The sequence below is a fragment of the Corallibacter vietnamensis genome (assembly GCF_039537875.1).
Lineage (GTDB): Bacteria > Bacteroidota > Bacteroidia > Flavobacteriales > Flavobacteriaceae > Corallibacter > Corallibacter vietnamensis.
The window spans coordinates 340821-354993 of record NZ_BAABBI010000002.1 but is presented as its reverse complement, the minus strand read 5'-3'; the positions used below and the strand labels follow the sequence as shown (position 1 = coordinate 354993).

The 14173-nt window shown below is 35.3% G+C and carries 4 protein-coding genes; 2 read left to right on the top strand and 2 right to left on the bottom strand.

The window, feature by feature from the left end:
• The gene (locus ABD690_RS09935) at window positions 1-1623 is read right to left on the bottom strand and encodes a tetratricopeptide repeat-containing sensor histidine kinase (protein WP_344729989.1); all 1623 of its coding nucleotides are present in this window, start codon (window positions 1621-1623) and stop codon (window positions 1-3) included.
• A 42-nt stretch (window positions 1624-1665) separates the two neighbouring features.
• On the bottom strand, window positions 1666-3138 hold the full coding sequence (locus ABD690_RS09930; RefSeq protein WP_344729987.1) for a T9SS type A sorting domain-containing protein: 1473 nt from the start codon (window positions 3136-3138) through the stop codon (window positions 1666-1668).
• A 323-nt stretch (window positions 3139-3461) separates the two neighbouring features.
• On the opposite strand from ABD690_RS09930, the gene ABD690_RS09925 reads away from it, so the two are divergent.
• Window positions 3462-13118 carry an HYR domain-containing protein gene (locus tag ABD690_RS09925; RefSeq protein ID WP_344729985.1) on the top strand — a complete coding sequence of 3219 codons (9657 nt, stop codon included), beginning with the start codon at window positions 3462-3464 and terminating at the stop codon, window positions 13116-13118.
• Window positions 13119-13295: 177 nt separating this feature from the next.
• Complete coding sequence (locus tag ABD690_RS09920) at window positions 13296-14087, top strand: hypothetical protein (protein WP_344729983.1); 792 nt, start codon at window positions 13296-13298, stop codon at window positions 14085-14087.
• Window positions 14088-14173 lie beyond the last annotated feature (86 nt).

Sequence of the window (14173 nt, the reverse complement as noted above, 5' to 3'; positions counted from 1 at the left end):
CTAAATAAGTATATTAGCTTTAAATCCAGCTTGTTTGCGTGTTTCAAAAGTAATACTTCCTTGAATAGCTTTTATACGGGTTTCCATATTTTGAAGTCCAGACTGTTTTATTAAACTACAACCTACGCCATTATCAGTGTATTTTACGTTTAATTTTGCTTCTTTATTAAACACAAGCATCACCAAACTTGCCTTACTATGTTTTTTCATATTAGTAAGCAACTCTTGAAGGACTCTATATAATGTTACTTTTTTGAGATGAGATAAACTTTGCCAAGGAATTTTAGAAAGACCTTGTGTGACTATATTAACATCTGAAGTGTCATAACTTGCTATAAGATCCTGTAATGTTTCTTTAAAGTTTTGTGACGTATTAATCACACTGTTCTCTTTTGATATATCTCTAGTTTTTAAGTAAACGGCTTCTAAATCATCTAATAATATGTTTGTTTGCTCTTGTGCTTGCGCTTTTACCATAATTTGGTACATATCATTAGCTACTTCATCATGAATTTTCTTTGAAATTCTAGACTCTGTTTGAAGCACTTGCTTTAATCGGTCTTTTTTATGCTTAACAGACAAGATGTAAAAAAAAGCTATTGTAATAAGCACAATCAACAAAACAAGATATAGGTATAGTCTTGTTTGTTGCTCTTTTTCTTGTAGTTCTTTTTCTTTTTTAGACACATCATACTTCATTAAAGCAAACTTATTGGCCTGTAAGGCTTTTCTATTGGAAAGCACTCTATCTACTTCCATAAAGGTTTTGAAATATGTTTTTGCATCTAACTCACTTAAAATAGCTAATACGTCTCGTTTGTTTGAAAGATTATTCATAGAGTTAGCAATTGCATAAGCTTTCAATCCGAATGATTTTGCTTTTAAAGTATCTTTTGTTAGATAATAATTGGCTAAATTTTTATAATTGTAATAAGCTTTTACAGTATCTCCATTTTTTAAAAGAAGATTTAATGCTTTCTTTAAATCATAAATAGCACTACTATCTCCTATTTTAAGTTTTAGGGCTCCTAAATTATCTAATATTTTTGCTTTTAAAGAAACGTCAGACAAACGCGGTATTAATTGGTAAGCCTTTATCAATTCCTTTTTAGCTTTTGCATAGTCTGCCACATCCTTATAAGCATTTGACATATTATTAAAAACTATTGCAGTATCTCTTACACTATTTGCTTGAGATAAGACTTTGTGGTATAACTCGATAGACTTACTTATATTTTTCTGACTCCTGTAAAGAATACCTAAATGATTATAAACAGAGTTTTTTAAAGTGTTAAGATATATAGAATCTGGGTGTGCATTAATTTGTTCTAACGCTTTTACGGCTAAAATCTCACTTTCGTAGGGCAAACCTATTTTTAGCTCAATGCGTGATAACTGAATATTAGCATAAACGACACTATTAATATCGTTAATGCTTTCAGCAAACTCTTTTTTTCTTACAAAAAACTTATATGCTTTTATTAATTCATCTGCGTTTTGAGGTTGGTCAACAATTTGGATATAGTAATTTAAACTATCTGAAACCGCAGGAATATTTACAGAAAAAGCCTTGATATGAAAGGCTATAATAAAAAAGAGGAATGAAAAAAAAGTTGATTTCATTCCTCAAAAATACTAACTATAATTTTAACATTTATAGATATCTTAACGTACAACCAATTTCTTTACAGCTTGTTGGTTATCACCATCAAATTTTAATAAATAGATGCCCGCCTGTAAATCTAATGATAATGTTGTATCACCTTGCTGTAAAGGATACGACAATAAACGTTTTCCTGTTATACTGAAAACAGTAACACTTGTAAATTGTGTATTGTTTGATATGGTAACCTTACCTTGTGTTGGGTTTGGGTAAAGCGTAATTTGGTTTAAATAAGCCTCCTCTACACTTAAGAAATCACAGTTTACAGGATCAAAAGCTACTACACCTAAAGATGCATTATCATTTTGATGTACAATAACAGCTTCAGCCGATGCTAATGTATTTGATGGGTTTGTGGTATCCCAACAATTATTCATAGCAGTAATAGCATTTGCTGTATTATTGTACAACGCGTATGTAATACCACCATTGCCATTATTTGCAAATGAATTTTGTCCAACATTTGTAGAACCATCTCCAAGATTGATAGATGACTCTCCAATAACAGTAATTCCCCAAAGATTTCCGCTAACACTGTTACCGCTTGCTATAACTTCATAATCAGATGAAGAACTATTTAATGAAATACCACTTCCGCCAAGATTAGGGTTACCTTGCGTATCATTATTTTCAATAACATTATTTCTAACATAAGCGAACGTGTTACCACCTAAAATAGTAAGTCCGTAACGGTTATCTCTAATTATGTTGTCATCTATAATAGCATTAATAGCGCCACCAGTAAAATTTGAAATTGCAATACCTCCAACCTGATCTAAACTACGATCGCCAATAATGGTATTTTGAATAATTTGTAAAGACTGCGTAGCCATGGTTGTACCTATATTTATTTGAGGCCTGTTTGAATTCACCTTGTTATTACCTTCAATATAATTATTGAAAATGTAAGGAGACACAGCACTATTTGCACCAGAGCTTATAGCTGGTGTGTCATTAAAACTGATGGTATTATTGGTGATTTGAGCTTGCCCTCTTGACAATGCTATAACACCACCTGTAGCAACACCAGAAACATTATTCCTTACTGTGCAGTTGTTTATTGTAAAGTCTTCTGTAAGCACACGTAAGCCACCACCATACTCTATGGTCGCATTTTGAATATTTACCATTGAAAATTCTTCAAAACGAAATCCGTCATAAGGTGCAATTTGATTTGTTGCAGTAAACAAAAAGTTATTTGCAGAAACCGTAAAAGCACCAAAAACAGTAATTAAAACATCAGCATCAATCTGAAGTGTTGCTTCAGAATCTATAAGCAAGGCATCAGTTGAAGAAATAGTAAGATTTCCTACCAAAGTATAAACATCACCACTTACTGAAATTGTAGCAGGACTGGCAGTTACTAAATCATTTAGCGTATAGGTAGTTCCTGTATCTGGAGTTATAAAATCTTGTGCTGTAATCATACTCACAACACCTAACATCATTAAAAAATTAAGTAAAATTTGTTTCATATAGAATTTTTAATTTCTATAAACTTAAAAAAATATCAAACAATTATATGTTAAAAATCTGATTTAGTTTAATTAGAAACACCTAACACTTCCACTTTAAACGCCTGAAAAAATCTTAATACACTTTAACTATGATTTTTACACCTAAAATCTAATCAAAGAGTATCTATGCATTTTATCGATAATATTCCGCTCCAAGCTACTTCACAAGCTAATTTTAGCACTCCCTTACATATGGTTAATAGCAATTTTATCAAAAAATAGCGGCTTTTATTGATGATTCGTCAAAAAAAGCGTGCGTAAAATGTATAAAAATATTAACTATGAAATTAATGTACCCGCGACTTACTGCTTGTATTTACCTGCTTTTATTTGTTTTTTTAGGAAAACTTCATGCACAATCTAACATATATGAAAGCTATATAATTCTTGATATTAATGGAGCTGGAAATACCTATTATGATCTTAACTATGATACAGTAGGAAATCCTAATTTTTCTGGGCAAAATTTAGGAACATTTACTGGTAGTAATACTCTAATTTTAAACGGTGGTCAAAACAAAACATACAAATGTGGTATAGACAATATTTTTAATAGTTATGTAAACTACAGAATTTACAGAAGCGGAGATACTGCACCTGCTTTTATTTCATTAGAAATACCTTGGGCTTCTAATGATGGTAACTCGCATTGTTCTGGTGCAAGTATCGATCAAACATGGCAAACAACTACTGCAAATATTAACCTTTTAAACGGGTTAACATCTGGCGATTATATACTAGAAATTTATACACATGCTGATTACGATTCAGATAATGATAATGTCATAGATAACACACACTACATAAGTAATTTTGGCGCTAATTACATTGCGACATTTCGTGTAGATACAGCCCCTATTGCAAACTGTATTTCAATGCCTATTAATATACATTTGGATGGTTCTGGAACTGCTAGTATTACAGCAAACGACATAAATGATGGCTCTATTGATGATTTTGACACACCTATATTAAGTATTGACACAAACACTTTTGATTGTAATGATATAGGTAATAACACAATAACACTAACTGTTGAAGATTCTTTAGGACAGACTGATAGCTGTACAGCAACTATACGAATTATTGATGGTATTCCTCCAACAATTACTTGCCCAGCAGATGTCACCGTAAACGTAGACCCAGGATTATGCACAGCATCAGGCGTAACCCTAGGAACACCAACCACAAACGATAACTGTACTGTAGATTTAGTATATAATGATGCTCCCACAACTTTCCCTATTGGAACGACCAATGTAACATGGGTGGTCAGAGATTCAGAAAACAACACCTCTACCTGTCTACAACAAGTAACCGTGATAGATAACGAAGTACCCACTCCTGGTACTGCAACACTTGCAGATATCACTGCTGAATGTGAAGTAACCGCACTAATTGCTCCAATAGCTACTGATAATTGCGGTGGAATAGTTGCTGTAACAAATGATGCGACATTACCTATATCAACGCAGGGAACAACTGTAGTCACTTGGACCTATGATGATGGCAACGGAAATACAACAACACAAACACAAAACGTGGTGATTGATGATGTGACTGCACCAACGCCTGACAATGCAACACTTGTAGATGTTACTGCTGAATGTGAAGTAACTGCTTTAACCGCTCCAACAGCTATTGATAATTGTGGCGGAATAGTTACTGTAACAAATGATGCTACATTGCCAATTTCAACGCAAGGAACAACTGTTGTTACTTGGACCTATGATGATGGCAATGGAAACACAGCAACACAAACACAAAACGTGATAATTGATGATGTAACAGCTCCAACGCCTGATACTACAACACTTGCAGATGTTACTACTGAATGTGAAGTAACTGCTTTAACCGCTCCAACTGCTACTGATAATTGTGGCGGAACAGTTACTGTAACAAATGATGCGACATTGCCAATTTCAACGCAAGGAACAACTGTTGTTACTTGGACCTATGATGATGGCAACGGAAATACAGCAACACAAACACAAAACGTGATAATTGATGATGTGACTGCTCCTGTTCCAGATACTACAACACTTGCAGATATCACTGCTGAATGCGAAGTAACCGCTTTAACTGCTCCAACTGCTACTGATAATTGCGGTGGAATAGTTGCTGTAACAAATGATGCGACATTACCTATATCAACGCAGGGAACAACTGTAGTCACTTGGACCTATGATGATGGCAACGGAAATACAACAACACAAACACAAAACGTGGTGATTGATGATGTGACTGCACCAACGCCTGACAATGCAACACTTGTAGATGTTACTGCTGAATGTGAAGTAACTGCTTTAACCGCTCCAACAGCTATTGATAATTGTGGCGGAATAGTTACTGTAACAAATGATGCTACATTGCCAATTTCAACGCAAGGAACAACTGTTGTTACTTGGACCTATGATGATGGCAATGGAAACACAGCAACACAAACACAAAACGTGATAATTGATGATGTAACAGCTCCAACGCCTGATACTACAACACTTGCAGATGTTACTACTGAATGTGAAGTAACTGCTTTAACCGCTCCAACTGCTACTGATAATTGTGGCGGAACAGTTACTGTAACAAATGATGCGACATTGCCAATTTCAACGCAAGGAACAACTGTTGTTACTTGGACCTATGATGATGGCAACGGAAATACAGCAACACAAACACAAAACGTGATAATTGATGATGTGACTGCTCCTGTTCCAGATACTACAACACTTGCAGATATCACTGCTGAATGCGAAGTAACCGCTTTAACTGCTCCAACTGCTACTGATAATTGTGGCGGAACAGTTACTGTAACAAATGATGCTACATTGCCAATTTCAACGCAAGGAACAACTGTTGTTACTTGGACCTATGATGATGGCAACGGAAATACAACAACACAAACACAAAACGTGATAATTGATGATGTGACTGCACCAACGCCTGACAATGCAACACTTGTAGATGTTACTGCTGAATGTGAAGTAACTGCTTTAACCGCTCCAACAGCTATTGATAATTGTGGCGGAACAGTTACTGTAACAAATGATGCTACATTGCCAATTTCAACGCAAGGAACAGCTGTTGTTACTTGGACCTATGATGATGGCAACGGAAATACAGCAACACAAACACAAAACGTGATAATTGATGATGTGACTGCTCCTACAGTATCTTGCCCGAGCGATATTTTAACTACAAATGAAATTGGATTATGCTCCGCTGTAGTAACCTATATAGCACCTACTGGCTCTGATAATTGTGGCATTTATACAATTAATCAAATCGCTGGTTTACCTTCTGGTAGTGCTTTCCCTGTTGGCACAACAATAAATACATTTGAAATTGTAGACACAGGAGGAAACATAACAACATGCTCTTTTAACGTAACTGTTAACGATAACGAGGCTCCAACCATAACTTGTCCTTCAACATTGATTGTAAACGCCGATAATAATTGTGAATCAACAACAGTTGTTTTAAGTCCGCCTAGTACTTCAGATAATTGTGGCATAGCTTCTGTAACCAATAATGCGCCTAGTATATTTCCACTAGGAAATACAACAGTAACATGGACAGCAACAGACAACTCTGGATTAACGAGTACTTGCACACAAATAATAACAGTTATTGATGCAACACCACCTACTCTTACATGCCCAATACCTAATGCATTATACCTAACTGATGCTGGGCAATGTTATAGCGCACTTTCATTTTCTGCAACAGCTTCAGATAATTGTAACGGAGCACCAATAATTACTTATGAAGTAGACGGTAATCCTATTAACTTTCCGTTTAATTTTCCTGTAGGAACAACAACTGTAAACGTTATTGCAAATGATGGAAATGGGCAAACGACAACTTGTAATTTTAATGTTACTGTTGAAGATCAAGAAGCACCTACGATGATTTGTCAACCATTAACTATCTCATTAGATGCCACAGGAAATACATCAATTACAGCTACTGATATAGATAATGGTTCATCTGATACTTGTGGAATTTCTTCACTTTCTATTGATCAAACCAACTTTGATTGCTCAAACATTGGAAACAATACAGTAACGCTTACAGCTATAGACAATAACGGAAACGCTGCAACTTGCAGTACTACAGTTACTATTCTAGACTATGTGCAAAGTGCCACTTCAACAATAACAGCTTCAACATCAACAACAATCTGTCAAGGCACACCTGTCACTTTTACATCTTCAAATTCAAATTTAGGAGCGAATCCACAATATGAATGGTTCGTTGGTGGTGTTTCTGTTGGAAACAATAGTCCGACATATACAACATCAGGATTAAATAATGGTGATGATGTGTATGTTAAAATCACTTCTGGACCTTGTAACACAGTTACAACTAGTAACCATATTGTTATGACAGTAAATCCGCTTTTACCAGTTTCATATACATTAAACGCTTCAAATAATCCTATTTGCTCTGGTGCAAACACAACATTTTTTGTTACTGGGTTAACAAATGGAGGCGCCTCGCCAAGCTATCAGTGGTATGTAAATGGAAGTCCTGTTGGTGGCAATACTAATTCATACGTATCTAGCAGTATAGCAGACGGCGATGTTATTTCAGTTGATGTTTCCTCTTCTTTAGCCTGTGCAAATCCAGTGCCAGCTAGAGAAAGTGTTGCCATGACTGTCACACCGGATGCAACAATAAATTTAAACTCTGGAAATGATAATCAAACGGTATGTAACGGCACCGCAATGTCAAACATAATTTATACTATTGGTAACGCTACAAATGCAACTATTACTGGTATACCTACAGGTATTATTGGAAATTATGCATCGGGAGTATTTACCATTTCTGGTACACCAACACAAACAGGTGTTTTTAATTATACTGTAACACCTGAAGGCTGTGGTAGCGCCATTGCCACAGGAGTTATTTCTGTAGGTCCAGATGCAACAATTAATTTACTTTCTTCTTCTGAAAACCCAAGTATTTGTAATAATAATTCTGACAACTTAAATCTTCAATTTCAATTGAATTCTGGAGCTAGTGGTGCAACTTTATCAAGTTCACCTGCCTTGCCTGCTGGTATTACAGGAACATTTGATTCAGCTTCTGGCATTTACACTATTTCTGGCACCACTAATCAAGATGGTATTTACAACTATACCATTACCACAACAGGGTGTGGGTCCGGAGAATCAATTTCAGGAATCATTACTATTTATAACGGCATACCTGCAGCACCTGGATCAATCGATGGGCCTTCATCTTTTTTCTGCCCAGTTAATCAAGCTGTATATTCTGTAGTTCCAGATCCTAATGTAGAAAATTATAACTGGACTGTATCAGCTGGTCTATCTATTCAGTCTGGACAAGGAACAAATGAAATTGTTGTATCAATAAACGGACTAGCTATTAACGAAACCATCAGTGTATCAGCTAGTAATGCCTGCGGCACTTCATCAACTACTACTGACTCCATATTTTTCAACTTTACTGCAAGTGATATTGATGCAGGAAACGATATTTACATCTGTGCCGGTACAACATCAGTGCAAATGAATGGTGACGATGGTGGGTTAGACTATGATGAATGGACTTGGGATGACAATGGTGCTGGCGGTAGCTTCTCGACCCATTATCTTGGTCAAACTAGAAACTGGAGTTGGGACTGTTGGTGCTATGTATTTAATGATATTTACGACTACACAGAAACAAGCACCTATACCATTCCTGCAACAGCACAACCAGGTGACATCATAACCATTTCACTTATTGCAGATAACTGGTTTTGGTGTGATCCGCTTGAAAGCACAATGCGCATTCATATTTTAGAAGAACCTGAAGCAGAAATCATTTCTTCTGATCTTACACTATGTGAAGGGGAATCAACAACCATTATGTTTTCTGGAACACCAGGTGCTAGAATAAGATATAACGACGGTTCTGGAAATACAAATGTCAACTTAAATGCAAGTGGTAATTACGCTTTAGCAGTATCACCTACTACAACCACAACTTATACATTAAATAGGGTCCGCTACACCAATGGCGCTTTCCCTGGCAACGGAAACAACTGTAATGTATATCTTAACGAATCCGTAACCATTACTGTTAATGAACCTCCAACAGTAACTGCACCAAATGATATTACTATATGCGAAGGTGATACTGTTGATTTATCTTCAGCTAGTATAAATGGCACCAATCACGTAGGTAGCTGGAGTTCTTCTGGAACAGGAACTTTTGGAAGTGGTATGTATACACCTAGTGCGGCCGATATTTTTAACGGCTCTGTGACATTAACCTATACAAATACACCTAGTGATGGCATTTGTCCAGCTGTAAGTGATTCAATGGTAGTAACCATTAACCAACTTCCCATTGTTAATGCAGGCATAAATCAAACTATTTGTAGTGATGGTAGTATTATTTTAAACGGAACGATTGGCGGTAGCACATCTGCTGTTACATGGAGTGCTCCTAGTGGTGTTTTCTCAAACATCAATGACTTAAACGCAACGTACACACCTGCAATTTCAAACGGAACAGTTACACTAACATTAACATCTAATGATCCTGCTGGTCCTTGTGGCCCAGACATTGACACAGTGATTATAACAGTAAACCAAGCTGCTACAGTTTATGCTGGTATTGACAGTGTTATTTGCTCTGAAGACACTGTAGATTTATCAACTGCTAACTTTGGTGGAAGCGCAACATCTGCTACTTGGTCAACAAGTGGTAATGGTATATTTTCTGGATCAGCTTACACACCTAGTGCTGCTGACATATCCAATGGTTCTATAATTTTAACCTATACCACTAATAATCCTGCTGGTGTTTGTGGAGCCGTTTCTGATAGTATGATTGTTACTATTAATGCTATACCAACTGTAGATGCAGGTGTTAACCAATCTATTTGTGAAATCGATACAACCATTAGCCTTAATGCAAGTTTAGGAGGTGGTGCGAGTTCAGGAACTTGGACAACATCGGGCAATGGTACGTTTAACAATAATAATCCAAATGCCATCTATACGATTGGAAGCAACGATATTAGTAACGGTTCTGTAACACTTACATACACAACTAATGACCCTATCGGCCCTTGTAGTAGCGCTGCTGATTCAGTAACTTATACTATAGCATCATATTTAAGTGCTTCGGCGAGCAACTTAACAACTATCTCTGACTGTAGTGATACAACCATCCAATTGCAAGCTAATGGCTCTGGACAATGGACAGCTACTTCTATTCCTGCTGGTAGCGGATATACTTTCTCTAACCCCAATGACCCTAATACAACTTTTACTGGGGAAAGCGGCATTGATTATAATATCACTTGGACTATAGATAATCCATCGCCTTGCTCTGATTCTAGCGATTCCTTTGTAGTATCATTCCCTAATTGCGGTAATTATATAGATTTTGATGGTGTTGATGACTATGTTAGCTTTGGAAATAACCATGACGTATCTGGATCTTTTAGTTTTGAATCTTGGATTAAACCTCATTCAATAAACGGGCAAATACAAACTATTTTCTCCAAAAGAGATGCTAATAATTTATCAACTGGATACGATTTAAGATTAGTAAACAATACCATATCATTTCATGCAAATGGCACATCTATTTCCGCAAATGGTATAACATCAAACAGATGGCATCATATCGCTGTAACATTTGACGGTAGTAACTACAAACTTTATGTTGACGGTATCGATATGAATACAAAGCATGGCCCTAACCCAACACCCAACCCATATGCTATGTTATTAGGTGCTATGTATCAAATTAATGATACACCAACAAATCATTTTAATGGTTGGTTAGATGAAATTCGAGTTTGGAATGTTGCTCTAACAACTGCTCAAATTAGAGAAATGATGAATCAAGAAATAGAAGCAAACGGAACTTCTGTAAGAGGTACTGTTTTAGGATTAGATATTTCAGGGGTAACTTGGACTAATTTAACAGCTTACTACCAAATGAATCAAGGTATTGATATTAATGCTGGAAATTTAGCAGATAACAGCGCTACGTCAACATTAGGAAACCTAGTTAATATGACAACGTTACAAGACGAAACAGCACCTTTACCATATATATCAAACCAAAATGGAACATGGAACAATACTAACACCTGGTTAAATGGTTATGTACAGTCAATACCAAACACAAACGGTATTAATGGAAGTCCTATAAACTGGAACATTGTGCGAGTTCAGCACGATGTTACTTCTGGTAACAGAGCGACAACTGTTTTAGGATTATTAGTAGATGCAAATCGCTATTCAATTACTAATAATCAACGCTTGGATGTTACTAAATATCTTAAAATTGATGGTGTTTTAGATTTAGTTGACGAATCACAATTACTACAACCAAACGGTAGTATGGTTGATTATTCTGCTACCGGATATATAGAACGTGATCAACAGGGTACAAACAATGTATTTAACTATAATTACTGGGGTAGTCCTGTGAGCTCTGCTGGCACAAATAGCGCACGCACATATACAGTTGGAGACATACTATACGACGGTAGCACACAAGCTTTATGGACAGGTGGTAATAATGGCTCGTCATCTCCTTTAACAATAAGTAACCGATGGATTTATGCTTTTGCTGAGGGCTCCGAAAACACTTATTCTGATTGGATTTATAAAGGACAAAATGGATCTTTTGATGCCGCATTAGGATTTACTATGAAAGGTAGTGGAACTGCAACAGCAACTCAAAACTACACCTTTAGAGGACTTCCTAACAACGCTGATATTGAAACTAGTGTATCTGCCTCGGCAACTATAAACCACCAAACACTGGTTGGAAACCCATATCCTTCAGCTATTGATGCCCAAGCATTTATTAAAGATAATATCCCTGGAGGAAATGCTGGAACAACTGGTAGTATTGATGGAACTTTATACTTCTGGAAACAATCATCAACAAATAATACACATCTTACAGTAGACTATCAAGGTGGTTATGCAACATACAACCTATCAGGAGGAAATCCGGCTGTTTCTCCTCCGGAGATAAATGGTGTTGGTGATGCCAGTGCTACCACGCCAAAACGTTTTGTTCCTGTAGCGCAAGGTTTCTTTGTAACCTCTGCCAATTTAGGAGACCAAATTACTAACACTGTTAGATTTAAAAATACCCAACGTGCTTTTGTAAAAGAAACTTCTGGAAATTCAGAGTTCTTTAAAAACGCTCCTGCAGTACAACAAAGAAATGAAACCGATGAAATTACTGATGATATTCAGCGTGTACGCTTACAATTTAAAACCCCTGAAGGTGCTACAAGGCCGCTTCTATTAGCATTTACTCCTGATAATGCTGCTTCTGATGGTTTTGATTATGGATATGACGCCGAAAACGCAGATTTTGTTCCAAACGATATGTCTTTTGTCATAGAAAACAAAAAATACGTAACCCAAGGTGTTGGCAGTTTTGATTCTGAAAAAAGATATCCGCTAGCTATTGATTTAACTAGTAATGGAAACATTGAGGTATCGCTGGTTGACCTTGAAAACTTTGATGAAACCATTACCGTGTATTTACATGATGCACTTTTAGGAACTTATACCTTATTAAACACTATAGATTACAACATAAACCTTGATGCAGGAAATTATGAAAACAGGTATTTTATAACGTTTGAAGAAGATCAAACATTACATGTAACAGAAACGAGTATAGATGATACTATTGTTAATTACTTAAATAGCACTAATGAAATATACATTAAGATACCAAATACAATGATGGTAAAACAAGTATATCTAATTAATATTTTAGGTCAGACTGTTAAATCATGGAATGCAAGTAATGCGCCTATTTCTAATGAATGTAAACTTCCTGTTGAATATATATCTGAAGGAAATTATATTATTAAAGTACAAACCAATAATCAAGCAACAATAAATAAAAAAGTTATTGTTAAGTATTAATCTTTATTAAAAATCATATTGTAAAAGCTCTCAATAATTATTGAGAGCTTTTTTGTTATAAAATAATTCTAAAAATGCATTTCAGCGATTTTTTTTGCATTTCATAGATTTTTATAAAACATTTTTTTATATTGTCACACCCAAACAAATAAAACATTCATTTAAACCCTAAATAAAATGAATAAAACTACCTACTTATGGATCATGGCATTAGCCTTAATTTTGCCATTTACGCAACCTACTCTAACAGCAAAGACTCAAGAGACCATTACAAATAACGTTACACAACGTGTAAGAATTGATTTTACAATGCCAAATGGGTATGTAAGACATTTGTTATTAGCATTTACTCAAGATGGTTCAGCCACAGATGGATTTGATTACGGCTATGATGGGCGCAATATTGATAACTTCCCGGATGATTTAAATTGGATGATTGGAGATGAGCGTTTTGTCATACAAGGCGTTGGTGCTTTTAATGAAAATAAACAATATCCTCTAGGAATGTTTTTAACCAACCCCGGCGAAATTCAAATCTCTTTAAATAGTCTTGAAAATTTTAATTCTGAAATAGATGTATTTGTTTATGATTCTTTAAACAACATTTCAACACGACTTCAAGATACTAACTTTGAAGCAATTTTGTCTTCAGGGACATATCTTAATCAATTCTATATTACTTTTAAAGATAACACTTACCAAAATGCAGCTGCTTTATCTATAAATGAAAATACATTCAGTAACGTTTCAATAAATTACATCATAAACTCAAAACAACTTAATATTAAAACAAAAGAGGATTTTAATACAATAACACTGAATAATATTAATGGACAGAAAATAAAAACTATATCAGTGTCTCCTACTCAAGAAATAAAAATTCCACTTTACAATATATCAGAAACTTATCTAATTGTTACCATTTATAATCAAAATAAAAGCTCAAGCAAGGTAATTATTAATCCATAACCATAATTTTTCACAACTGAAAAGTCCGATAAAATGTAGTAAAATCGTACAAAATTGCATTTCATCGGATTTTTTTTACACTTTAT